The organism is Enterobacter sp. D2, from assembly GCF_034427575.1.
GTDB lineage: Bacteria > Pseudomonadota > Gammaproteobacteria > Enterobacterales > Enterobacteriaceae > Enterobacter > Enterobacter cloacae_M.
The window spans coordinates 1,347,644-1,370,703 of the sequence record NZ_JAXQPP010000001.1 but is presented as its reverse complement, the minus strand read 5'-3'; the positions used below and the strand labels follow the sequence as shown (position 1 = coordinate 1,370,703).

Sequence of the window (23,060 nt, the reverse complement as noted above, 5' to 3'; positions counted from 1 at the left end):
CTAACCCTCTCCCGGAGGGAGAGGGAATCGATCGTTAACGCATTATCCGGTCGTCAACGTAGTTACGTTTATCCGGCGCCGGTGGGAAATACTGGTACAGCCAGGTTTCACTGATGGCGTCGCCCTGGCAGCGCAGGAACAGACGCATATCCACAGGCTCCGTCGAATCCGAGGTTGGGTACCAGTCAAACAGGATGCGATAGCCGTCAAACGGCTCAACGTAGAGGATCTCAACCTGCTTCGCTTCTCCGCTGGAGAGCGTAATCACCGGCTCGATGCCTTTTGGCGCAGCGGCCTTCAGGTCGCCACCGACGAAGTCGATAGCAAAGCGACGGGCCCACACTTTCGGGTAATTTTCCCCCGGTGCCCAGCCTTCCGGGAAGCCGCCCATGCCGGTACGGGTGGCGAAGACGTTGGCCAGCGGAGAGCGCACCGGCGGCATGGCGCTCCAGTACAGACGATATTTAAAGTCCAGCTCGTCGCCCGCTTTCACCGCTTTTTCCGGCTGCCAGAAGCAGACCACGTTATCCAGCGTTTCGCCGGTGGTCGGGATCTCCATCAGGCCAACCGCGCCTTTACCCCAGTCGTTACGCGGTTCAACCCACAGGCTCGGACGTTTGTTATACCAGCCCATCACGTCCTGATAGTGCGAGAAATCGCGGTCGAGCTGCAGCAGGCCGAACCCTTTCGGGTTTTTGTCCATATAGGCATTAAACTGCAGCTTCTGCGGGTTGTTCAGCGGACGACAGATCCACTCCCCGTTGCCGCGCCACATCGCCAGGCGGTCGGAGTCATGAATTTGCGGGTGAATGGTGTCACACATGCGGCGTTCGTTATTGCCACAGCTGAACATACTGGTCATCGGCGCAATGCCGAGCTGCTTGATGTCCTTCCGCGCGTAGAGGTGGTTTTCCACCTCCATGATCACCTGGCTCTTCTCGCAGTGGATCACGAATTTATAGGCGCCGGTGATGCTCGGGCTGTCGAGCAGCGTATAAACGGTAAAGGTCGTATCGCCTGGCTTGACGGTTTCAAACCAGAAGGAGGTAAAGTCCGGGAACTCTTCCGGCGTGTCGGTAAAGGTGTCTACCGCCAGACCGCGCGCGGAAAGGCCGTACTGGTAGGTGTCATCCACCGCGCGGAAATAGCTCGCGCCCAGGAAAGAGACGATATCGCGACGCGCCAGCTCAGGTGCCTTAAAGGCGCGGAAGCCCGCAAAGCCGAGATCGCTTTGCCCTTCCAGCTGTTTGGTATCCACACCCGTTTCGCCGTAGCTGAACAGCTCCGGACGGAAGTGGATCTCGCGCGCCATAGAGGTCGACTGGTCCAGCGAGAACATCCGCACGCGGCGGCGGAACCCCATCCCCATATGGAAGAACTGCACGTCCAGCTGACGCCCTTCAATGTTGTTCCACAGTGACTGTTTTTCATCGTAGCGGATGGCGTTGTACGCCTGCGGCGTCATGGTGGCCAGCGTCTCCGGCAGCGGGCGCGGCGCGCCACCCCACGGGGTTTTTGCCAGGTCATGCGCCATGGATTGCAGTACGGAGAAGTCGAAACGACGGCTCTGGCCGTCAGCAATGTCAGAGTCGGCAGCGTATGCCGCTTTGGAAAACAGGGAAGCAAGGCCAGATGTGCCGCTCAGGGCTGCCACTGCCAGCGAGCCTTTTAGAAAACGTCTGCGATTCATGCCTGGAAAAACGTCCTTATGGTCGTGTGAATGTGTTTCGCGCTCGGCGAAATGACGGCAAGAAAGAACGCACAGCCTAAACAAAAATGGTTAAGAATCCAATTGTTGGCCGGTGATTATATGAACAAAGTGTGAAATATTTTCTGTCGACCAGAACGGCCCGAAAGTGGTGTAAAAAACAGTAGATACACAAAATCATTCATGCTGGATCAAGGCGGCAAGTCTGAGAATCCCAAGGAGCTTACTTAAGTAAGTGACTGGGGTGAACAGACGTAGCCAACGCAGAGGCAGCTTGAAGGATGAAGTGTATTAAAAATGCCCCGTCAGGACATCAGCTGACGGGGCTAATGAGGCGGTTATTTTACGCTGACATCGATACCCGGGAAGTACTTATCAGCGAGTTTAGCGATCGTGCCGTCGGCACGTACTTTATCGATCGCGGCATCAAGCTGCTTTTTGGTGGCCTCGTCACCCTTACGCAACCCAAAACCGATCCCACTGCCAAGGATAGTGTCGTCAGACACCGGTTTGCCGATGAAGCCAAACCCTTTCCCCTGCGGCTTGCTGAGGAAACCTGCCTGCCCGGCCGCGGACATGACCAGCGAGGCGTCGATACGGCCATTCAGCAGATCGCCCCAGGCCATATTCTGATCTTTATAAGACACCACGGTGACACCCTGCTTTTCCCAGTGCTCTTTGGCATAGGTTTCCTGAATGGATCCCTGCAGCACGCCGATGGTTTTGCCCTTCAGCCCCTCAGGCGTTGCCTCAACCGCCATACCTGCCTTGCCGACCAGCTGCGACGGAATACGGTAGATCGGCTGGGTAAAATCAATGCTCTTGCGGCGCTGCTCGGTGATGTTCATCGCCGAGTTGATGGCGTCAAATTTCTTCGCCACCAGGCCCGGGATCAGCGCATCAAAGGAGGTTTCAACCCAGCTGCACTTCAGCGCTGCCGCTTCGCAGATGGCATTCCCCAGTTCAACGTCAAACCCTTCCAGTTCGCCCGCCGCATTGCGGCTCTCAAACGGCGGATATTCCGCTTCCAGCCCGTAACGCAGCTCGGTAGCCGCGAAGGAAGAAAAAGTACACAGCAATCCCATGCCGACAACTAACGCGCGTAATTTCATCTACAACTCCTCAGAGCCTATCTTAGCGTGGTTTAACCCGACACAGGGCCTGGGCACCTGCCCGTAACGTCGCCTCATCTTTCGCAAAAGAGAGACGAATCAATTTATTATCCGTACCGTCCGCATAAAACGCCGACAGCGGAATGGTGGCAACGCCGTACTCAACGATCAGCCGTTTCACCAGCTCACTGTCGCGCTCGTCGCTGAACTGGCTGTAGTCCGCCAGCATGAAGAACGATCCGGCGCTCGGCAGCAGCGTAAACGGCGAATCGGCCAGCAGGCTGTGCAGCAGATCGCGCTTGCGCTGGTAAAACGCCGACAGCGACAGCCAGGTTTGCGGGTCGACCATATGCTCAGCAAACGCGTGCTGCATTGGCGTATCGGCAGAAAACATTAAAAATTGATGCACTTTACAAATCTCGTCCATCAGTACCGCCGGTGCAACACAGTAACCCACGCGCCACCCGGTGACGTGATAGGTTTTTCCGAAAGAGGAAATAATCACGCTGCGCTCCGCCAGCTGCGGGTGCGTGGCCATCCCGTGGTGTGGCTCGCCGTCAAAAACGACGTGTTCGTACACTTCGTCAGACAAAATAATGATGTCGGTATTGCGCGTCAGCGCCGCCAGCTGCTGCAGGTCGCTGGCGGAGAAGACCTGACCGCTCGGATTGTGCGGCGTATTAATGATGATCATGCGCGTGCGCGGCGTGATCGCGGCGCGAACCTCATCCCAGTTGACGGCAAAATCCGGCACGGTGAGCTTGATGGCAATCGGGGTTGCCCCCTGAAGACGGACAATCGGCGCGTAGCTGTCAAAGGACGGCTCAAAGTAGATCACCTCATCGCCCGGGTGCACCAGCCCGCTAATCGCCGAATAGAGCCCTTCGCTGGCGCTGGCGGTCACCAGCACCTCGCTGGCAGGGTCGTACTGCGTGCCGTAGAGCGTGGCAATTTTATCGGCAATACGTTCCTTGAGCGGCTGCAGACCGGTCATCGACGCGTACTGGTTATGCCCCGCCTCCATTGCGCGGGTGACGCCCGCAATCAGCTTCGGGTCGCAGGAAAAATTCGGTGCGCCCTGAGAAAGGTTAATCGCGTTATGCTGCGCCGAGAGCTGGCCGATAACGGTAAAAATGGTGGTTCCCACATCCGGCAGTTTGGAGCGCGTTTGCACAGGCGTTCGTAAAGTCATCCTCTTTCCCTTCTCATGGACATTGCATAACTATTCAAACAACATCTGTGCTGTCGGGACAATCGAATTGTTGTCATAATAGCCATGAGAAAAATGCATAGCTGAGGTGATTTTTATGTCACGCCGTTCGCTCCCCCTTAATGCCATCGACGCATTTTTAGTCACTGCGCGTCACCTCAATCTTACCCATGCCGCCGCCGAACTGTGTCTGACGCAGGGGGCTGTGAGCCGCAAGATTGCCTCCCTTGAGGCGTGGTTTGGCTTTCCGCTTTTTGAGCGCCACGCGCGCGGGCTGCGCCTCTCACCGCAGGGTAGCGCCCTGCTTCCGGAGCTGCAGTCCGCTTTCGAGCAGCTGCTGTCTGTGGCCGACCAGACCCGCAGCCAGCACACGGTGATCCGGCTGAAGGCCCCCACCTGCGCCATGCGCTGGCTGGTGCCGCGCCTGCTGGAGGTGGAGCGCGAGCATCCTGATCTGCAGATCGCGCTGACCACCACCACCGATCACAACGTCAATTTCAAAACCGAATCTTACGACGCGGCCATCGTGTTCGGCACGCACATGAGCGCAGGCGATCTGCTGTTCGAAGAGGCGCTCACCCCGGTGATGAGCCCGGTGCGGGCGGGGGCTGCGCTGGGCTCGTTAACATTCCTTCACCCCACAAGGGATAAGACGGACTGGTCGCTGTGGCTGACGAAACAGGAAGGCCCGGGCTTTGCCATGCACAAAAATCAACACTTCGACACGATGGATCTCGCCATTACGGCCGCTATTCAGGGGCTGGGCGTCGCCATCGCCGACGAAACGCTGGTGGCAGAAGATATTCACGCTGGAAGGCTGGTACGGCCCTATGAGACAAGCATAAAAACTGGCGCAAGCTACCGGCTGGTGCTGCGCGAAACGCCAGGCGAGGAAAATGGTCTCGCGGCGTTTCGCGCCTGTTTGCTTAATCGAGGCTGACGTGGTGCTTCATTACCCGCTTGAAGAGGCTCATGCGGGCGCGCATAAAGCGGTTTTCAAGCCTGAACGCTGCATGTTTATTCACGCCAATGCGTAACAGAACGTCCCGACCTTTGCGGCACGCGGGCCAGTGCGTCGGCCCGGGCAGGATGTCGCGAGGACCCGCGTCACGCGCAAAGCTCACCCAGTAATCCGCCACGTGGGCAGCAAACTGCAGATCTCGCTCATTGACGTACTGACGCGAAGGCTCCACCTGACCGAGCGTATCGAAGACGTAGGGAACTTCGTTGCCGTGCCAGGCACCGTTGATGTACGTGGCATGTTCCGCCTCAGCGACATAGTCAAACCAGTAGCGCCAGCACAATCCGCCGACGCGCTGCTGGGCCTGCATCACCACGTAGCCCATGGTGGTAAAAGCCATGTCGCGGCACACCTGCCTGCCCAGCTCTTCATCGCCTTTCACGCCCGGATAGAGCAGTTTAATCAGCCCGAGCCCGAAGCGGCGTTCGCGCCGAAGCTTCTGAATTTGTCCGGCGAGATCGATGCCAAACACCGCCATCACGCTGGCCTCATCGCTGTTGGAGCCAATCATTACCGGCACCGGATGCTGACGGGCGGCGAAAAAGACGTCCAGCATGGCTTCCGGCAGAACACAGTCTCCAGCGATAGGCGCCGGGGCGACGTTCAGCGGCGCGGTGAGCGGCCAGAACGCCTCGGGCGGAATGGCGCGCAGCTGCCCGGCGGTCGCATTTTCCAGGCCGAAATGGGCGGCCAGCGCTTCCCCTTTTTGCAGGGCCTGCTCGCGCGGCGTGTCCGGTAAGGTGTATCCGCTTTGCACAATCGCCTTATGGAACAATCCTGCGGCCAGCGGAGAGGCCAGCAGCGAGAGCACGCTGCGCGCGCCAGCGGATTCGCCAAACAGGGTCACATTGGCGGGATCGCCGCCAAACCCGGCGATGTTATCCCGTACCCATTCGAGCGCGGCAATCTGATCCAGCAGGGCAAAATTATGCACCACGCGCCCTTCCTCACCTTCCAGCGCGGGATGGGCGAAAAAGCCGAGATGGCCGAGACGGTAGTTGATCGTGACCACAACCACGCCGCGCGAGGCCAGCGCTTTGCCGTTATAAGGCGGCAGGCCTCCGGCACCAATCGTAAACCCGCCTCCGTGCAGCCAGACCATAACCGGCAGCGGCTCGGCGCGCTCTGCGGGAGACCAGACGTTAAGGTAGAGGCAATCTTCGGAAAACTGCCCCGGATCGCCGCCGCCTAGCTCCTGGCAGTACTCGCTGTTTTGCCAGCTTGAGGGCGAGAAGGCCGTGGCCTCGCGCAGGCCATCCCAGCGTTCAGGCGGCCGGGGCGAGCGCCAGCGCCACTCCCCCACGGGCGGCGCGGCATAGGGAATACCGCACCAGAGGTGGACGTTTTCATCGGTTAAACCAGACAGTGCGCCCTGGCGCGTTTCAACCACAGGGGCGGAAGGATTTTGCATAACGACCTTAATTTTTCCATCACACCCCAGCAGAGTAACGATTTCAGAGCAAACCGCAACGCTGTTTGCTGCGCGTTTCAGCCTCCTGGTAGAGCGTAAACTCGTCATACACCGGGCATCCCAGCGCATCTTCAAACGCATCGCGGCTGGCGTTACCGTGGCTGCGGGCCTGGGTTTCGTTCCCGAGGTTGGACTGGAAAATCCCCGCGGCGCTGACCGGGAGGAAATCTTCGTAGGTGATGGGCTGGGCAACCACCCATCCGCGCTCGATCAGCGGCTGCGGATCGTCTCCGGGACGAAACGCATGCCGATGCGCTTCCCCGGCTGGCGTCAGGCGGTAGCGGAAATAAGCCAGCTCCTGACGGCGCATGAGCATTTCGCTATCCGGGAAGGCGTTAAAAATCTCCCGCAGATGCAGCTGATGGGTCAGGTTATCTTTACCGGTACCGGCCTGGGCGAGGAGGCTATCGTACAGTTCACGACCTTTCGGGGTCAGCGCCACGCCGCGCTGTTCAATCTCACCGAAGCGCGCGGTGTGGGTGCCTTTATGTTCACCGGCAAACAGCACCGGCTCTTCCAGCGCCTTGAAGCTGGTTTGACGCAATAAGACGGGCACCTCGCGACGCGGCGGCCCTTCGATCAGAATTTTTGGTTCGATACCGTACTTCGGCATCAGCTCCTGTACCCGGTCAATGTCCAGCGTGCGCGGCGTGAGATGGTTAATGTGGCAGCCCGGGAAGCAGACCACGTCGGCAATCAGGCGATGCTCGTTGCTCAGGGCCAGATAGGTCTCCCGATCGACCGTCGCGTGACGGTGCCAGCGGAAGGTTTCTAACGCTTCCTGCACAAACTCATGGGCCTGTGCGTCAGAAAACTCCCCTTCCGACTCGTGCAGGTCGATCAGTTCCAGGCAGCGCGGGGGGAAGATATTGCGGTGAGACAGGATCTCCGCGGCACGCTCGCGCAGCGCGACGTTTTCAATCAGATCAAGACGCAGCAGCGAGGTAAAAATACGAAACGGATTCCGGCACAGCGCCGCATCGTCTATCGGACGAAACGCCGTTGAGTGGACGGGCACCCCCGCCTGAGAGAGATCGTAATAGCTGACCGGGTACATGCCCATAATGGCAAACATACGGCGCAGGGTTGAAAGTTCCTGTGCCGTGCCGACGCGGATCGCCCCGTGACGCTCCACGTTCAGCCGCGCAAGCTCATCGGCGTTAGCCAGTTGTTCGTGTAATAGTGGATTATTTTCCAGAACCGCCAGGTTTACGTCCGCAACCAGTTCAAGCAAGGTGCCGTACTGCGGAACTTCCTGCTGGTACATCGCCGACATAGCCTGCGAAAAGTGTTCCCGAATGTCATCAGCCGTGATGGTGTTCGCCATGATGTCATGCCTCCAGTGAATATTACCTGGAGTGTAGAGAAACCCGTTCCTTCCGGGGGGAAGAATTTCTGAATTGTGATCTTAAGACGACAGTGGTCAAACCGTGTGCTACTGGTCCCTGAACAGCGCCGAACGGAACCGCCCTTTTAACCTGAACGCTTTTATCCAGGATTTTCCTTATAATTATTTAGGGTTCCGCTTTCTAGCTATAAAGGAGTATTTTTTGGGTCTCTCCTGAATGCAAACTAACCAATTCGAGTAAGCCATTATTTTTATCCTCACCTTTCAAATTTTTAGCTCGAAGTTAGGATTAATCTGAATGGCTGTTTACAAGTCCTTCCTGTCTATCCATATTTCTCTTTTAAGCGAAGCGTAAATTTACAAATATTTAAAAATAACGCAACCGCAAATAGCAAAACGCATTTGACGGATGCCGCACAGCGACTAGATTTATTACTCGAACGACGAGTGATACGGAATATTTTCGTATCGTACTGGCATAACCAATATATGACTATGAGGTTTATATGGCAGAGCATCGTGGTGGTTCCGGTAATTTCGCTGAAGACCGTGAAAAAACATCAGAAGCTGGACGTAAAGGTGGCCAGCATAGCGGTGGGAACTTTAAAAACGATCCGCAACGCGCTTCTGAAGCGGGTAAGAAAGGAGGACAGAACAGTCACGGCGAAGGCCGTAAATCTGATAACTCCTGATCTTATTTAATACTCTTTTAATAAAACCAGAGAGCATGCTGCGGGCTGAAAAGCTCGCAGTACCCTTTCTTTATTTTACCGGAGCGTAATTATTATGAATATGAAAAGCGTCGAGGATGTCTTTATTCATCTTCTGTCGGATACCTACAGCGCAGAAAAGCAGCTTACCCGAGCGTTAAGCAAGCTTGCCCGCGCAGCCTCCAGCGAGAAGCTGAGCGCAGCTTTTACCGCACACCTGGAAGAGACGCAGGGTCAGATCGAACGTATCGACCAAATCGTTGAGCAGGAAGACGGTATTAAAATCAAACGCATGAAGTGCGTGGCGATGGAAGGCTTAATTGAAGAAGCCAACGAAGTCATCGAAAGTACGGAAAAAAATGAAGTACGTGATGCCGCACTTATTGCCGCCGCGCAAAAAGTCGAGCATTACGAAATTGCCAGCTACGGTACCCTTGCCACATTAGCAGAGCAACTGGGCTATAAAAAAGCCGTTAAGCTTCTTGCCGAAACGCTGGAAGAAGAAAAAGAGACCGACCTTAAACTCACCGACCTGGCCGTAGGAAATATTAACCAAAAAGCGCAAAAATAACGCAATAATACAGGTTAAATAAAATGAGCATCAGTCCCAGGACAATTAAACGGTGCCATTTAGCGGCAGCCATAATATGGTTCATTCTCGCCATCCCCTCCGTAATATGGTGGAAGAATAGCGTGCTATGGGTCATTATCATCAGTATTTACGCCAATATTGTCGGCCATTTATCTGGCTACAGTGCCGCGCGTGCCGATCAGGCTGCTGAAAGTGAGACCAAATAAGCGAACCCCTAATGAGGATACAATGATGAATCACGTAGAACACTACCATGACTGGCTACGCGATGCCCATGCGATGGAAAAGCAAGCCGAATCTATGCTGGAATCCATGGCCAGCCGTATCGATAATTATCCTGATGTTCGCGCCAGAATTGAGCAGCATATTAATGAGACAAAACGGCAAATTACATTGCTGGAAGAAATCCTCGACCGTAATGATATTTCTCGTTCGGTTTTAAAAGATTCGATGAGCAAAATGGCGGCGCTCGGGCAGTCCATTGGCGGCATGTTCCCGTCGGATGAGATCGTAAAGGGCTCGATCAGCGGCTATGTTTTCGAACAGTTTGAAATAGCCTGTTATACCTCCCTGCTCGCGGCGGCTAAGAAAGCAGGCGACGTCGCCTCGGTGCCGGCCATCGAGACGATTCTGGCGGAAGAGCGCGAAATGGCCGACTGGCTGATCCGCCATATTCAGCAGACCACGGAACAGTTCCTGTTGCGTTCAGACGCATCGGGCGTCGAAGCGAAAAAATAATCCGGGAGAATCGCCATGTTCCGACACGTCAAACAGCTGCAATACACGGTTCGCGTTGCCGAACCGAACCCTGGCCTCGCCAACCTTTTACTGGAACAGTTCGGTGGGCCGCAGGGTGAACTGGCTGCCGCCTGCCGGTACTTTACACAAGGATTGAGCGATGACGATCCGGGCCGTAAAGATATGCTGATGGATATCGCGACCGAGGAGCTAAGCCACCTCGAAATCATCGGTACTCTGGTCGGCATGCTTAATAAAGGTGCCAAAGGCGCGCTGGCGGAAGGGGTGGAAAACGAGGCCGAGCTGTATCGCTCCATGACCGAAAACGGCAATGACAGCCACATCACCTCCCTGCTGTACGGTGGCGGCACCCCGCTCACTAACTCGGCGGGCGTGCCCTGGACGGCGGCCTACGTCGATACCATCGGCGAGCCAACGGCGGACCTGCGCTCAAACGTGGCAGCAGAGGCCAGAGCGAAAATCATCTATGAACGGCTGATCAACGTGACCGACGATCCCGGCGTAAAGGATGCCCTGGCGTTTCTGATGACGCGCGAGGCGGCGCATCAGCTCTCCTTTGAGAAGGCGCTGCAGTCCATCCGTAATAATTTCCCACCGGGAAAATTGCCGCCAATCGAGGAATTCACCAACAAGTACTACAATATGTCTGAAGGTGGAGAGGTTCGCGGAAGCTGGAACAGCGATAAACATTTCGATTACGTTGAGTCCCCCCAGCCTGCGGTTGACGGCGGCGATGGCAGCGCAAGCGTCACGCTCACGACCGAACAGGCAACCCTGGTCAAGGCGATGTCTGCCCGCACGAAGTCCGATCCACATTCTGACCCGCTGACCGGTGCCGAGCTGGGTGCCGGTAAGACTAAACCGTAATCGGTTTTGCCGGGCAGCCATAAACTGCCCGGCAATTCTCGTGCCCCATCGTTTCAGAGGTACGGACCATGTTCGAACTCGACGCGTTCCATCTGGCCAGAATTCAGTTCGCTTTTACCGTCTCGTTTCATATCCTTTTTCCTGCGATCACCATCGGCCTCGCCAGCTATCTGGTGGTGCTGGAGGGCATGTGGCTGCGCACCAAAAACGATGTCTGGCGATCGTTGTACCATTTCTGGCTCAAGATATTTGCCGTTAACTTCGGGATGGGTGTCGTTTCCGGCCTGGTCATGGCGTACCAGTTTGGCACCAACTGGAGCGGGTTCTCACAGTTCGCGGGCAGTATTACCGGCCCCCTTCTGACCTATGAAGTGTTAACCGCCTTCTTCCTTGAAGCCGGTTTCCTTGGCGTCATGATGTTCGGCTGGAATAAGGTCGGCCCTGGCCTGCACTTCTTTTCAACCTGCATGGTGGCGCTCGGCACGCTGATGTCGACCTTCTGGATCCTCGCGTCCAACAGCTGGATGCATACGCCGCAGGGCTTCACTATTGAAAACGGACAGGTTATCCCGCAGGACTGGCTGGCGATCGTCTTTAATCCCTCCTTCCCTTACCGCCTGATTCATATGGCTATCGCCGCGTTTCTGAGCAGCGCGCTGTTTGTCGGCGCGTCGGGCGCATGGCATCTGCTGCGCGGTAACGATACCCCCGCCGTCCGCACCATGTTTTCCATGGCGATGTGGATGGCGCTGCTGGTCGCCCCTATCCAGGCGGTCGTGGGCGATATGCACGGCCTGAACACGCTTGAGCATCAGCCGGCTAAAATTGCCGCCATTGAGGGACACTGGGAAAACCCGCCCGGCGAGGCCACTCCGCTTCTGCTGTTTGGCCTGCCGGATATGGACGAGGAGCGCACTAAATACGGTCTTGAGATCCCCGCGCTCGGCAGCCTTATTCTGACGCACAGCCTGGACAAGCAGGTCCCGGCGCTGAAGGATTTCCCGAAAGAAGATCGGCCAAACTCGACCATCGTTTTCTGGTCGTTCCGCGTCATGGTCGGGATGGGGCTGCTGATGATTACCCTCGGGCTGATTAGCGTCTGGCTGCGCTATCGCCATCGGCTATACCACTCTCGCCCGTTCCACTGGTTTGCCCTCTGTATGGGGCCTGCCGGGCTGCTGGCGCTGCTCGCCGGCTGGGTCACCACCGAGGTGGGCCGCCAGCCGTGGGTGGTCTACGGCTATCTGCGCACCATCGACGCGGTATCGCTGCACAGCACCCTGCAGATGAGCATCAGCATGCTGGCGTTCTTCGTCGTCTACTCGTCGGTGTTTGGGGTGGGCTATGTTTACCTCATCCGGCTGATTAAAAAAGGACCACAGCCTGTCGATACGCTGACGTCAAACACCTCGGGCACACCCGCCCGTCCGCTGTCTGCCGCTGAGTCTGTTCCTGAAGAGGAGAGTACCTGATGGGCGTCGATATCTCAGTTATCTGGTTTGCCATCATCGTCTTTGCCACGCTGATGTACATCATCATGGATGGCTTTGATCTGGGCATCGGCCTGCTGTTTAACTTTGTGGGCGATGCGAAGGAGCGCGATGTGATGGTCAACAGCGTGGCGCCGGTCTGGGACGGCAATGAGACCTGGCTGGTACTCGGCGGCGCAGGGTTATTCGGCGCTTTTCCGCTGGCCTATGCGGTGATTATTGATGCGCTGACGATCCCCCTCACCGCGATGCTGATCGGTCTCATCTTTCGCGGCGTCGCCTTTGAGTTCCGCTTCAAAGCCACGCCGTCGCACCGCAAATTCTGGGATTACTCCTTTGCCGGCGGCTCCCTGCTCGCGACCTTCAGCCAGGGCGTGGTGGTGGGCGCCGTGATTAACGGCTTCGACGTTGAGGGGCGGCGTTTCGCTGGCTCCGCACTTGACTGGCTCACCCCCTTCAATCTCTTCTGCGGTATCGGTCTCGTTGTGGCCTACACGCTGCTGGGCACCACCTGGCTCATTATGAAAAGTGAAGGCGCGCTGCAGGCCCGCATGCGCGAGCTGACCCGCCACGTGCTGCAGGCGCTGATCGTGGTTATTGCGGTAGTGAGCATCTGGACGCCGCTCGGCTGGCAGTACGTGGCCGAGCGCTGGTTTACCTTGCCCAACTTCTTCTTGTTCCTGCCGGTTCCTCTGCTGGTAGGGCTTTTCAGCGTGCTGATCTGGCGCCTGACCCGCAACCCGGCCAGCCACTCCCGCCCCTTCCTGCTGACGCTGGGGCTTATTTTCCTCGGGTTTAGCGGGCTCGGCATCAGCCTCTGGCCGAACATTATTCCGCCGCGCATCACCCTGTGGGAAGCCGCGGCCCCGCCTGCCAGCCAGCTGTTTATGCTGGTAGGCACGCTGCTGATTATTCCGGTGATCCTGGTGTACACCGCCTGGAGCTACTACGTCTTCCGGGGCAAAGTGTCGGATACTGAAGGCTATCACTGAGGAACGCTATGACCGACTGGCATACACGAGCCATTATTTATCAGATTGATACCGCGCTATTTTATGATTTGAACGGCGATGGCTGCGGGGACATCGCCGGGATCGCGGCCAAGCTGCGCTATATTCGCCGCATGGGGGCGACGGTCATCTGGCACCCCGTTTTACCTCACGCCCTTTCTCGATGAAGGCTACGACGTCAGCGACCACCTCCAGGTGGATCCCCGCTTCGGAAAGCTGGCCGATATCATCGCTTTTATCGAACAGGCCCGCGAGCTGGGCATGCAGGTCATTATCGAGCTGCTGATCCAGCACACGTCGGACGCGCATCCCTGGTTCCAGCAGGCCCGCCGTAACCCGGCGTCACCCTATCGTGATTACTACCTCTGGTCGGATAACGACGAGGACGATACGCCCCCCATGTGCAGATCGTTAACCGGCTGGTTGAGGTAGTCCCTGCGATCCGGCGCGTTGAGATCGTCGGTCATCTGGCCTTCCCACGCCTTTTTCACCATCAGCCGGTCGAGAAAACCGGGGAAGAAAAATTGCCCGACAATTGACTGGATGGTGCTGCTGCCGACCCACAGCTCGCGAACCGGTTTTTGCGCCACCCTGAAGATGGCGCTGGCGGCCACCTCAGGCTCAAAGACAGGCGGCACCGGGCGCATCGCCCAGGCAAACTTGTTCCTCGCCCATTCGAACTGCGGGGTATTGAGCCCGGGCATCTGCACCATCGAAAGCTGAACCCGGCTGTTCTCATGCATCAGCTCGGTACGCACCGCGTCGGTGAACCCGCGGATCGCCGCTTTTGCCCCGCAGTAGGCTGACTGCAGCGGAATGGAACGGTAGGCCAGCGCGGACCCCACCTGGATTATTACGCCCCTGTCGCGCGGAACCATAAGTTCGAGCGCGGCGCGAGTGCCGTTCACGTAGCCGAGGTACGTCACCTCAGTCACGCGGCGAAACTCGTCCGGCGTGAGGGTTCGGAACGGTGCCAGAACGGCCCCCATCGCGTTGTTCACCCAGACATCAATCGAGCCGAGGCGATACTCAATTTCGTTAGCGGCATCCACCACCGCCTGGCTGTCGGCGACGTCCGCCTGCACGGCGTGGGCATTAACGCCAAAGCGCCGTAATTCCTCCTGGGTAGAGTGCAGGCTGGCTTCATCGCGGGCGATGAGCCCCACGTCGTAACCCGCCTTTGCAAAGTGCAGCGCCGTGGCTTTTCCCACGCCCGCTGTCCCGCCGGTAATCACTATGACAGCCATAGAACCTCCACGTGAGTTTATTCGTTATTCCCGTCCGACAACGTTGTCACCACTTCAGCCAGCGAGTAATGCACCGCTTTTTCGACCACGTCCTGACAATCACCGGAGAAAAACACGGTGCGGGTCTTCGTCTCGCCGCGTATGTTCCACGCAAAGCAGACCGTCCCCGCCGCCGTGCCGTCGTCGCCCCCTTCCGGGCCCGCGTAGCCGCTGATGGCGATGCTGATATCCGCCTGGGCGATGTCGCGGATACTGGCGGCCATCTCGGTTACCGTCTGCTCGCTCACGGCAGTAAACCGCGCCAGCGTCTCAGGGCGCACGCCGAGGATCCGCGCTTTGGCTTCATCGCTGAACACGACCAGGCCGACATCATAAAATTCGGCGGTGTTTTCCTCTGCGCAAAGCGCCACCGAGAGCTTTCCGCCCGTGCAGGATTCCGCGGTGGTTAAGCGAAGCCCGAGATCGGTTAATTTGCTCGCCAGCTTTTTCGTCAGTTCACCCACGGTATTATTGCTGTCGTGAAAAAGATTGCTCCTCTTGCCGCCTCTTATTTCTCGAAAGGAATGATTGAAATATGGCCATTGCGCTCAAGTTTGGCATATTTAGTGTCGCTTATTTCCGTAATGCCATTATTTTGACGCGCGGACACCAGAATATCATCACAGGACACGTCAACTTTTTTTCAGTTTATCGGCTAACGGCACGCCGTTCTCAACAAGAATAACATTAGTGCCACCCAGAATATTCTCAACCGGCGAGAAATATTCCTTCATCAGCCCGAAAATAATATCCGCCACCACCAGCGTGGTAATGGTAATCATCGCGCCGGTCACGGAAAAATCTTGTCCGAGAAGCGCCTGCTGCGTGGCTTCACTAATTATCAAGAGCAGAATGAGATCGAAGCTGGTCATCTGCAGCAGCGCGCGACGCCCGGCCACTTTAAATACCACCACCAGAAACAGATAAATAGCCAGATGTTAATTTCCGGCTCGCTGTTGACGCGGAAGACGGTGTTCCATTTACCGGCTATGGAAGGTGTCGTGAACAATAACACGGAGAAGCGGTCGGTTTTTTTCAGGTTGTTATAGACAAAAAAGAGGGTCTTTCAGCGGCTGAACATAGCGTCCGGCTGCGGCCAGACGCTGCCGGGCTCATACGCATCGCTGCTCTCGCTGGCCATGCTGAGGACATACTTCCCCTCCGTTTGCACCGGAAACGCGAGCGCCATCCGCGTCTCTGTCTCCCGTCGCCCAAAGCGTTCATAGTTTATGGTCAATGATTTAGCGGAATTCGTTTTGACCGTGTCGCTGACCATTCCGCTGGAAAAAAAACCGGCAATCGCCGCGACGATAATACCCAGCATAACAATAAAACCCACCTGACGAAACGCGTATTCAAACGTCAGCAAACGGTAACTCTCATCTATCCCGGGTAACTTTTCATTTTCACGCTTCATGGCCATCGTCACCGTTTCGCTTATTATCCGATAATTTTGATTTCTAACGCGAATGTTTTTAGGACTTATCACATTTGCCACATAAAGGAATAGCAACAATACTTAATAAGTCAAGAGACGCAAAATGAAGGATATCGGATGAAATTATCACTTATTTCCGCTTTATTGATATTTCTGGTACCGGCCGCATGGGCAGATAATAACGGGGGTTTACAAAAAGGCGAAGCGCCACCGCCTCCACACGCGCTTGATAGCGGATATCGCGGAACCGATGACGCGCGTATTATGACCATCAGGCAGGCAAAAGAATTGCATGATGGCGCGACAATTTCATTACGCGGTAATCTTATTGACGGTAGCGGCGATAAGTTTATATTTCAGGATAAAACCGGAAAAATCGACGTTATTATTCCCCAGGCAGTCTTCGACGGCAGAACGGTAAAACCCGACCAGATGATCAGTATCAACGGTTCGCTTGATAAAAAATCATCTCCTGCCGTCGTCCGTGTTGATCGTTTGCAGAAATAATTCAGCGAAGCGTTAACGCTGCAGTTATCCATCAAATCTCACCCCTTGGCTTAAGGAGTCAGCTATGAGTGATACTAAACAACGTACGAACGCTTACCCGCAGCCCCCGTTCCCGGAACAGCCGCAAACGCCGCCGGGACTGGCATCCGAAATGCAGCCTGTACCCGACCACGGGGAAACAAGCTACAAAGGACATGGCCGCCTGGCCGGCAAAAAAGCGCTGATTACCGGCGGAGACTCCGGGATTGGTCGCGCGGTCGCTATCGCCTATGCTCGTGAAGGCGCTGACGTTGCCATTAACTACCTTCCCGAAGAGGAAAAAGACGCCGCTGAGGTCATCGACCTGATTGAAGCCGAAGGCCGCAAGGCTATCGCGCTGCCGGGGGACGTCCGGGACGAAACCTTCTGTCAGAATCTGGTCGAAGAAGCCGTGTCGAAACTGGGCGGGCTGGACATTCTGGTCAACAACGCCGGCCGTCAGCAGTTCCGTGAATCGCTTGAAGAACTGACCACGGAAGATTTTGACGCAACGTTTAAAACCAACGTTTACGCTCCGTTCTGGATCACCAAGGCGGCGCTGCGCCACCTGAAAGCGTCGTCCGTTATCATTAATACCTCGTCCGTTCAGGCGGTGAAGCCTAGCCCCGTGCTGCTGGACTACGCCCAGACGAAAGCCTGTCTGGCGGTGTTTACCAAATCCTTAGCCAAACAACTGGGTCCGAAAGGTATTCGCGTCAACGCGGTTGCCCCTGGCCCTTACTGGACGGTACTGCAGTCCAGCGGCGGGCAGCCGATGGAAAAAGTGAAGGAGTTCGGCGGCGACACCCCGCTGGGACGTCCGGGCCAGCCCGTCGAGATTGCCCCGCTGTACGTCACGCTGGCCTCGGATGAATGTTCATTTACGTCCGGCCAGGTGTGGTGTTCCGATGGCGGTGACGGCGTGATCTAAACCGTTAAACGATACCCCTCCGCTATGAGCAATAAATGAACAAGGATGTTCGCTTTTATTCCCCCGCCAAAAAACATGTTGTAACTCAAACAGATCAAATGTTAAAAATATTTTGCTATCAGGTTATCAAAATTAAACAACTTAACTTGTCACCCGCATCGCTCTGTTTTTAACATCGCCTATGGAAAAAAATGGTCTGTTCAGTCAGCGCATACGCTTGCGCCATTTGCATACATTTGTGGCCGTCGCTCAACAGGGAACGCTGGGGCGTGCGGCTGAAACTCTCAACCTGAGCCAGCCTGCGCTCTCAAAAACCCTCAACGAGCTGGAACAGCTGACCGGTGCCCGTCTTTTTGACCGCGGCCGGCTGGGGGCGCAGCTTACCATCGTGGGCGAACAGTTCCTCACGCACGCCGTGAAAGTGCTGGATGCGCTCAATACCGCAGGCCAGTCCCTGCACAGAAAAGAAGAGCAAACCAGTGAGGTGGTGCGCGTGGGTGCTTTGCCTACCGCGGCGCTGGGCATCCTTCCACCCGTTATCGGCCAGTTCCACAAGCAGCAGCGGCATACCACGATTCAGGTCGCTACCATGAATAACACTATGCTGCTCGCGGGGCTGAAATCGGGCGAACTGGATCTCGGAATCGGTCGCATGTCCGACCCTGAGCTGATGGGCGGCCTCAACTATGAACTGCTGTTCCTGGAGTCCCTGAAGCTGGTGGTTCGTCCCGATCACCCCCTGCTGCAGGACACAGTCACATTAAGCCGCGTTATGGAGTGGCCGGTAGTGGTCTGCCCAAAAGGGACAGTTCCCCGCCAGACCGCAGAAACCTTGCTGCAAATGCAGGGGTGTACGCTGCCCTCAGGATGTATCGAAACGCTGTCGGCCTCGCTTTCGCGCCAGCTTACGCTGGATTATGACTACGTCTGGTTCGTCCCATCCGGCGCGGTGAAAGATGATTTACGTCAGGGAACGCTGATTGCCCTGCCGATTACCTCCCCCGGCCCCGGTGAACCTATCGGCATTTTGACCCGCGTAGACACGCCGCTTTCAACGGGCGCGCAGACGCTGCTGAGCGCTATCCGTAAATCAATGCCGGTCTGACACCTTTCTCTTCTCATCCTAACCCTCTCCCCAGCGGGGCGAGGGCATTGTCCTGCGCCCTAATCAATTAATGCGAAATCATTCATTAACAATTGCGCAAAACATTTTAACAGTTTTATCATAGCGACGAATTCACCAAATGGTTCGTAAATAATTTTACAACCCCGAATTCACCCGTATTAATCATTCTTCCCTCCGCATTTATTACCCAACTGGTACATACCCAGCACGACGGGGGGATCTTAAGGAGACAGAAATGGCATTTGGCAGCGCGCCACGTGGGATACCGCGTATCCTGCAGTGGCTTCTTGCCGGACTGATGTTGCTCATCGGTCTGGCGGTCGGCGGGCTGGGCTTTAAGCTCGTCACCGTAGGCGGAAGTGGATACTTCCTGATAATGGGCGTGGTGATGGTGATTGCCGCGATCCTGATTTTCCTAAATCGCAGCAGCGGGATCGCGCTTTACGGCATCGCCTTTATTGCCTCGCTGTTCTGGGCGGTAGGCGATGCCGGCTGGGATTTCTGGCCGCTCTTCTCTCGCCTGTTTACCTTTGCCGTACTGGCCTTCCTCTGCGCCATCGTCTGGCCTTTCCTGCGCGCGGCAAACCACAGCGCCGCGAACAAGGCTCCCGCTTTTGGCGTCGCGGCCTTGCTCGCGGTGGCGATGCTGGTCAGCCTGGGCTGGATGTTTAAGCCGCAGACCCTCGTGGCAGCGAACGAGCCCGTTCCGGTGAAACCCGTCGCCCCCGGCGAGCAGCAAAAAAACTGGGAGCACTGGGGCAATACCACCCACGGCGACCGTTTCGCCGCGCTGGACCAGATTAACAAGCACAACGTCAGCGACCTGAAGGTCGCCTGGGTTGCGCACACCGGCGATATTCCGCAGAGCAACGGCTCCGGCGCGGAAGATCAGAACACGCCATTGCAGATTGGCGACACGCTATACGTCTGTACCCCATACAGCAAAGTTCTGGCGCTGGACGTGGATTCCGGCAAAGAAAAATGGCGCTACGATTCCAAAGCCACGGCGCCTAACTGGCAGCGCTGCCGAGGTCTGGGCTATTTTGAAGATCATTCCAGCGTGACAACGTCACAGGCAGAAACACAGCCTGCGGCATGCCCTCGCCGCCTGTTCCTGCCGACCACCGACGCCCACCTGATTGCCATCAACGCGGATACCGGCAAGGTCTGCGAAGATTTCGGCGACCATGGTACCGTGGATCTGAGCGTCGGCATGGGCGAGATCAAGCCCGGATATTATCAGCAGACCTCTACGCCGCTGGTCGCAGGCAATGTTGTCGTCGTCGGCGGTCGCGTCGCGGATAACTACTCAACCGGCGAACCGCCGGGCGTGGTGCGCGCCTACGACGTGCACACCGGTAAGCTGGCGTGGGCGTGGGACCCGGGTAATCCGAACCTGACCGGCCTGCCGCCGGAAGGCCAGACCTACACCCGCGGCACGCCGAACGTCTGGTCAGCGATGTCCTACGACGCTAAGCTGAATCTGATCTACCTGCCAACCGGCAACGCCACCCCGGATTTCTGGGCGGGCGAACGTACCGCGCTGGATGATAAGTACAGTTCCTCCATCGTCGCCGTCGACGCGACCACCGGTCAGGTGCGCTGGCATTTCCAGACGACCCATCACGACCTGTGGGATTTCGACCTGCCTTCCCAGCCGCTGCTGTACGATCTGCCTGACGGTAAAGGCGGCACCACGCCTGTGCTGGTGCAGACCAGCAAGCAGGGTATGATCTTCATGCTTAACCGCGAAACCGGCAAGCCGGTGGCGAAGGTAGAAGAGCGTCCCGTTCCGGCAGGTAACGTTGAGGGTGAACGCTACTCTCCGACCCAGCCGTATTCCGTTGGCATGCCGATGATTGGCAACCAGACGCTGACCGAATCCGACATGTGGGGGGCGACGCCTGTCGACCTGCTGCTGTGCCGCATTCAGTTTAAAGAGATGCGCCATCAGGGCGTCTTCACCCCGCCGGGTCTCGACCGTTCCCTGCAGTTCCCCGGCTCTCTCGGCGGGATGAACTGGGGCAGCGTCTCCGTTGACCCGAACAACAGCCTGATGTTCGTCAACGATATGCGCCTGGGCCTGGCAAACTACATGGTGCCGCGCGCTAACGTGGCGAAAAACGCCAGCGGCATCGAGATGGGCATCGTACCAATGGACGGCACCCCGTTCGGCGCGATGCGCGAACGCTTCCTGTCACCGCTTGGCATTCCGTGCCAGAAGCCGCCGTTTGGCACCATGTCGGCCGTTGACCTGAAAACCGGCAAGCTGGTGTGGCAGGTACCTGTCGGCACGGTGGAAGATACCGGCCCGCTGGGCATTCGCATGCACATGCCAATCCCAATCGGCATGCCGACGCTGGGCGCATCGCTCTCTACCCAGTCCGGCCTTCTGTTCTTCGCCGGCACGCAGGATTTCTACCTGCGCGCGTTTGATACCGCCACCGGGAAAGAGATCTGGAAAGACCGCCTGCCGGTCGGCAGCCAGTCCGGCCCGATGACCTACGTGTCGCCGAAAACCGGTAAGCAGTACATCATCATTAGCGCCGGGGGCGCCCGCCAGTCTCCGGATCGCGGTGATTACGTTATCGCGTACGCGTTGCCCGATAAGCAATAAGATGTGAAAAAGGGACCGAAAGGTCCCTTTTTTGTAGGTCAGATTTTGTAGGTCGGGTAAGCGAAGCGCCACCCGACACTGCCGACAACTCAGAACGTCTCCCAGTTATCCCCGGAAACCGTCGCCGCCGGACGCAACGGCGGGTTCTTCGCCACTGGCGCAGACGTCACCGCGCGGCCCGACTTTGCACCGCTCAGACGAAACGCCCCAACCGCCTCGGTCAGACGCGCGCCCTGTTCTTCCAGAGACGCCGCCGCCGCAGAGGCCTCTTCCACCAGCGAGGCGTTCTGCTGGGTCACTTTATCCATCTCAGAAATCGCCTGGCTCACCTGGACAATACCGCGGCTCTGCTCGTCGGACGCGGCGGCAATCTCCAGCATGATGTCGGTCACGCGTTTAACCGCTTCGACGATTTCATTCATGGTGTTACCGGCGGCCACAACCTCACCGGAGCCCTGGTCGATCAGCGAGACCGATTCGTTAATCAGGCTTTCGATCTCTTTTGCGGCATTCGCACTGCGGCTTGCAAGGGTTCGGACTTCGCTTGCTACCACGGCAAACCCGCGCCCCTGCTCGCCCGCCCGCGCCGCTTCTACCGCCGCGTTAAGCGCCAGGATATTGGTCTGGAACGCAATGCTGTTGATGACGGCGGTGATCTCGGAGATTTTTTTCGAACTGGTGGAGATATTGCCCATGGTTTTGACCACGCCGGAGACCATCTGGCCGCCGCGGCTGGCTTTCCCGGAGGCATCTTCCGCAAGCTTGCTGGCATGATGGGCGTTATCAGCGTTCTGTTTCACCGTCGCGGTGAGCTGTTCCATGCTTGCGGCGGTTTGCTCAATGGCCGCAGCCTGCTGTTCTGTACGCGAAGAGAGATCGGTGTTACCGGCAGAAATCTCGCTGGTGCCGCGGTAGATCTCCTCCGCCCCCTGACGTACGGTGCCCACGGTGTTTTCCAGCGAGTGCTGCATGGTTTGCAGATCGCGCGTCAGGCGGCCAATTTCGCTGCGCCCGGCCACGTCGTCCGGCATCGTCAGGTCGCCTTTGGCGATATTCTCGATACGTTTCGCTGCACGCTGCAAAGGATTGATTACCGTACGGCGCAGAACGACAAAGGTCATCGCCGTCAGCACCAGCGCCAGCGCAAACGCGCCCACCATAAACATCAGGCCCAGCTGCGTGCGGCTGTGCGCCTGCGCCGTCAGCGCATTGGCACGCTCGGTACGGATCTTGATCGCCTTCAGCAGCACGGCGTTGTAAGCGTCATCCAGCGGACGCGCCGTTTCGTTTTCGTGGTTGATAATCGCTTCGAACATGCCGTTTTTGGCAAATTTCACCATCGGCTGCATGCCCGAGATATAAGCCTCGTAGCGTGCTTTCAGAGCAGCGTCCAGCGCTTCGTCTGAAGAGGTGCGCACCGTACGGTTCATATAGGCGGTAAAACTGTCCTGGGACTGCTTAATGCGCTTTTCCGCCTCGCTGATGTTCTGCTTCATCGCATCCATCTCCGCGATGCGGCTTGCCGCACCGGCGTGAATCAGATTGATACGTGCGGTTCGCAGATGGTTTGAGCTGTTCGACAGCCCCATACGCACCTGAATTTCGGATGTGACATCCTGCTGATCGTTATCGGCCTGCAGCAGGAAATACCCCGCCAGACCCGAGCTCAAGGCGAACAGAAGAATAATGCCACCGAGAATGGAGGAAAACAGCGGAACCAGCCTGATGTGATGCAAGAAGCTCAGCTTGCGCTGCGCCTGCATCGAAGTAGTGTTGTCCATGACCGTCGACTCTCTTGTAGGTAAGATGCGTAAAAACATGCGTGTTAAATAGTCATCG

General features: G+C 57.0%; 19 protein-coding genes and 4 pseudogenes. 13 read left to right on the top strand and 10 right to left on the bottom strand.

Going from position 1 to position 23,060, the window contains the following annotated elements:
* Positions 1–34: 34 nt before the first annotated feature.
* The 3 genes from SPG90_RS06640 to SPG90_RS06630 form a co-directional block, all read right to left on the bottom strand.
* Positions 35–1,690 carry a glucan biosynthesis protein D gene (locus tag SPG90_RS06640; RefSeq protein ID WP_023311684.1) on the bottom strand — a complete coding sequence of 552 codons (1,656 nt, stop codon included), beginning with the start codon at positions 1,688–1,690 and terminating at the stop codon, positions 35–37.
* Positions 1,691–2,046: 356 nt separating this feature from the next.
* On the bottom strand, positions 2,047–2,820 hold the full coding sequence (locus tag SPG90_RS06635) for a transporter substrate-binding domain-containing protein (RefSeq protein WP_248162301.1): 774 nt from the start codon (positions 2,818–2,820) through the stop codon (positions 2,047–2,049).
* A 22-nt stretch (positions 2,821–2,842) separates the two neighbouring features.
* The gene (locus SPG90_RS06630) at positions 2,843–4,012 is read right to left on the bottom strand and encodes a pyridoxal phosphate-dependent aminotransferase (protein ID WP_045399212.1); all 1,170 of its coding nucleotides are present in this window, start codon (positions 4,010–4,012) and stop codon (positions 2,843–2,845) included.
* 115 nt (positions 4,013–4,127) lie between these two features.
* On the opposite strand from SPG90_RS06630, the gene SPG90_RS06625 reads away from it, so the two are divergent.
* Positions 4,128–4,970 carry a LysR family transcriptional regulator gene (locus SPG90_RS06625; protein ID WP_322408028.1) on the top strand — a complete coding sequence of 281 codons (843 nt, stop codon included), beginning with the start codon at positions 4,128–4,130 and terminating at the stop codon, positions 4,968–4,970.
* Here the strand turns inward: SPG90_RS06625 and SPG90_RS06620 are convergent.
* Positions 4,957–6,462 carry a carboxylesterase/lipase family protein gene (locus SPG90_RS06620; RefSeq protein ID WP_322408027.1) on the bottom strand — a complete coding sequence of 502 codons (1,506 nt, stop codon included), beginning with the start codon at positions 6,460–6,462 and terminating at the stop codon, positions 4,957–4,959. The genes SPG90_RS06625 and SPG90_RS06620 overlap by 14 nt on opposite strands.
* 43 nt (positions 6,463–6,505) lie before the next feature.
* Entirely contained in the window at positions 6,506–7,849 is a 1,344-nt protein-coding gene (locus SPG90_RS06615) for a VOC family protein (protein ID WP_322408026.1), read from the bottom strand.
* A 527-nt stretch (positions 7,850–8,376) separates the two neighbouring features.
* Between SPG90_RS06615 and SPG90_RS06610 the strand changes: the two genes are divergently transcribed.
* From SPG90_RS06610 to SPG90_RS06575, 8 genes and pseudogenes are all read left to right on the top strand, one after another.
* Entirely contained in the window at positions 8,377–8,562 is a 186-nt protein-coding gene (locus SPG90_RS06610; RefSeq protein WP_322408025.1) for a general stress protein, read from the top strand.
* A 94-nt stretch (positions 8,563–8,656) separates the two neighbouring features.
* Complete coding sequence (locus SPG90_RS06605; RefSeq protein ID WP_023311678.1) at positions 8,657–9,151, top strand: ferritin-like domain-containing protein; 495 nt, start codon at positions 8,657–8,659, stop codon at positions 9,149–9,151.
* A gap of 23 nt (positions 9,152–9,174) precedes the next feature.
* Positions 9,175–9,378, top strand: a complete 204-nt coding sequence (locus SPG90_RS06600) for a hypothetical protein (protein WP_008502273.1) — start codon at positions 9,175–9,177, stop codon at positions 9,376–9,378.
* A gap of 25 nt (positions 9,379–9,403) precedes the next feature.
* Positions 9,404–9,910 carry a ferritin-like domain-containing protein gene (locus SPG90_RS06595; protein WP_248193693.1) on the top strand — a complete coding sequence of 169 codons (507 nt, stop codon included), beginning with the start codon at positions 9,404–9,406 and terminating at the stop codon, positions 9,908–9,910.
* 15 nt (positions 9,911–9,925) lie between these two features.
* Complete coding sequence (locus SPG90_RS06590; RefSeq protein ID WP_008502274.1) at positions 9,926–10,798, top strand: manganese catalase family protein; 873 nt, start codon at positions 9,926–9,928, stop codon at positions 10,796–10,798.
* Between the two features lie 68 nt (positions 10,799–10,866).
* Positions 10,867–12,270, top strand: a complete 1,404-nt coding sequence (locus tag SPG90_RS06585) for a cytochrome ubiquinol oxidase subunit I (RefSeq protein ID WP_322408024.1) — start codon at positions 10,867–10,869, stop codon at positions 12,268–12,270.
* A complete protein-coding gene (gene cydB, locus SPG90_RS06580; protein ID WP_322408023.1) occupies positions 12,270–13,280 on the top strand; it encodes a cytochrome d ubiquinol oxidase subunit II in 1,011 nt (336 codons plus the stop codon). The genes SPG90_RS06585 and cydB overlap by 1 nt, the downstream gene beginning before the upstream one ends.
* A gap of 8 nt (positions 13,281–13,288) precedes the next feature.
* A pseudogene (locus tag SPG90_RS06575) lies at positions 13,289–13,700 on the top strand (alpha-amylase family glycosyl hydrolase); the annotation flags it as partial.
* Here SPG90_RS06575 and SPG90_RS06570 read toward each other — a convergent pair.
* The 4 genes and pseudogenes from SPG90_RS06570 to SPG90_RS06555 all read right to left on the bottom strand — a co-directional run.
* Positions 13,700–14,545: pseudogene (locus SPG90_RS06570) on the bottom strand (SDR family oxidoreductase); the annotation flags it as partial. The pseudogenes SPG90_RS06575 and SPG90_RS06570 sit on opposite strands and share 1 nt — an antisense overlap.
* A gap of 17 nt (positions 14,546–14,562) precedes the next feature.
* A complete protein-coding gene (locus SPG90_RS06565; RefSeq protein ID WP_322408022.1) occupies positions 14,563–15,048 on the bottom strand; it encodes a 2-oxo-tetronate isomerase in 486 nt (161 codons plus the stop codon).
* A 44-nt stretch (positions 15,049–15,092) separates the two neighbouring features.
* Positions 15,093–15,519: pseudogene (locus tag SPG90_RS06560) on the bottom strand (DUF421 domain-containing protein).
* Positions 15,453–16,001: pseudogene (locus tag SPG90_RS06555) on the bottom strand (hypothetical protein). Before SPG90_RS06555 ends, SPG90_RS06560 begins: the two co-directional pseudogenes overlap by 67 nt.
* 138 nt (positions 16,002–16,139) lie before the next feature.
* On the opposite strand from SPG90_RS06555, the gene SPG90_RS06550 reads away from it, so the two are divergent.
* From SPG90_RS06550 to SPG90_RS06535, 4 genes are all read left to right on the top strand, one after another.
* Positions 16,140–16,529, top strand: a complete 390-nt coding sequence (locus SPG90_RS06550; RefSeq protein ID WP_045399178.1) for a YdeI family stress tolerance OB fold protein — start codon at positions 16,140–16,142, stop codon at positions 16,527–16,529.
* A gap of 64 nt (positions 16,530–16,593) precedes the next feature.
* Positions 16,594–17,478, top strand: coding sequence for an SDR family oxidoreductase (locus SPG90_RS06545; RefSeq protein WP_023311668.1), 885 nt, complete (start codon positions 16,594–16,596; stop codon positions 17,476–17,478).
* Between the two features lie 181 nt (positions 17,479–17,659).
* A complete protein-coding gene (locus SPG90_RS06540; protein WP_023311667.1) occupies positions 17,660–18,583 on the top strand; it encodes a LysR substrate-binding domain-containing protein in 924 nt (307 codons plus the stop codon).
* A 256-nt stretch (positions 18,584–18,839) separates the two neighbouring features.
* On the top strand, positions 18,840–21,221 hold the full coding sequence (locus tag SPG90_RS06535) for a glucose/quinate/shikimate family membrane-bound PQQ-dependent dehydrogenase (protein WP_322408021.1): 2,382 nt from the start codon (positions 18,840–18,842) through the stop codon (positions 21,219–21,221).
* A gap of 89 nt (positions 21,222–21,310) precedes the next feature.
* Here SPG90_RS06535 and SPG90_RS06530 read toward each other — a convergent pair whose 3' ends face one another.
* On the bottom strand, positions 21,311–23,002 hold the full coding sequence (locus tag SPG90_RS06530; protein WP_322408020.1) for a methyl-accepting chemotaxis protein: 1,692 nt from the start codon (positions 23,000–23,002) through the stop codon (positions 21,311–21,313).
* Between the last annotated feature and the right edge of the window lie 58 nt (positions 23,003–23,060).

What these genes read in the sequence shown, in the direction of transcription:
- SPG90_RS06585 (WP_322408024.1), top strand. Translation starts at nt 10,867, where the DNA reads ATGTTCGAACTCGACGCGTTCCATCTGGCCAGAATTCAGTTCGCTTTT.
- SPG90_RS06530 (WP_322408020.1), bottom strand. Translation starts at nt 23,002, where the DNA reads ATGGACAACACTACTTCGATGCAGGCGCAGCGCAAGCTGAGCTTCTTG.
- SPG90_RS06540 (WP_023311667.1), top strand. Translation starts at nt 17,660, where the DNA reads ATGGAAAAAAATGGTCTGTTCAGTCAGCGCATACGCTTGCGCCATTTG.
- SPG90_RS06615 (WP_322408026.1), bottom strand. Translation starts at nt 7,849, where the DNA reads ATGGCGAACACCATCACGGCTGATGACATTCGGGAACACTTTTCGCAG.
- SPG90_RS06625 (WP_322408028.1), top strand. Translation starts at nt 4,128, where the DNA reads ATGTCACGCCGTTCGCTCCCCCTTAATGCCATCGACGCATTTTTAGTC.
- SPG90_RS06640 (WP_023311684.1), bottom strand. Translation starts at nt 1,690, where the DNA reads ATGAATCGCAGACGTTTTCTAAAAGGCTCGCTGGCAGTGGCAGCCCTG.
- SPG90_RS06600 (WP_008502273.1), top strand. Translation starts at nt 9,175, where the DNA reads ATGAGCATCAGTCCCAGGACAATTAAACGGTGCCATTTAGCGGCAGCC.
- SPG90_RS06635 (WP_248162301.1), bottom strand. Translation starts at nt 2,820, where the DNA reads ATGAAATTACGCGCGTTAGTTGTCGGCATGGGATTGCTGTGTACTTTT.
- SPG90_RS06630 (WP_045399212.1), bottom strand. Translation starts at nt 4,012, where the DNA reads ATGACTTTACGAACGCCTGTGCAAACGCGCTCCAAACTGCCGGATGTG.
- cydB (WP_322408023.1), top strand. Translation starts at nt 12,270, where the DNA reads ATGGGCGTCGATATCTCAGTTATCTGGTTTGCCATCATCGTCTTTGCC.
- SPG90_RS06610 (WP_322408025.1), top strand. Translation starts at nt 8,377, where the DNA reads ATGGCAGAGCATCGTGGTGGTTCCGGTAATTTCGCTGAAGACCGTGAA.
- SPG90_RS06620 (WP_322408027.1), bottom strand. Translation starts at nt 6,462, where the DNA reads ATGCAAAATCCTTCCGCCCCTGTGGTTGAAACGCGCCAGGGCGCACTG.
- SPG90_RS06535 (WP_322408021.1), top strand. Translation starts at nt 18,840, where the DNA reads ATGGCATTTGGCAGCGCGCCACGTGGGATACCGCGTATCCTGCAGTGG.
- SPG90_RS06595 (WP_248193693.1), top strand. Translation starts at nt 9,404, where the DNA reads ATGAATCACGTAGAACACTACCATGACTGGCTACGCGATGCCCATGCG.
- SPG90_RS06590 (WP_008502274.1), top strand. Translation starts at nt 9,926, where the DNA reads ATGTTCCGACACGTCAAACAGCTGCAATACACGGTTCGCGTTGCCGAA.
- SPG90_RS06545 (WP_023311668.1), top strand. Translation starts at nt 16,594, where the DNA reads ATGAGTGATACTAAACAACGTACGAACGCTTACCCGCAGCCCCCGTTC.
- SPG90_RS06605 (WP_023311678.1), top strand. Translation starts at nt 8,657, where the DNA reads ATGAATATGAAAAGCGTCGAGGATGTCTTTATTCATCTTCTGTCGGAT.
- SPG90_RS06550 (WP_045399178.1), top strand. Translation starts at nt 16,140, where the DNA reads ATGAAATTATCACTTATTTCCGCTTTATTGATATTTCTGGTACCGGCC.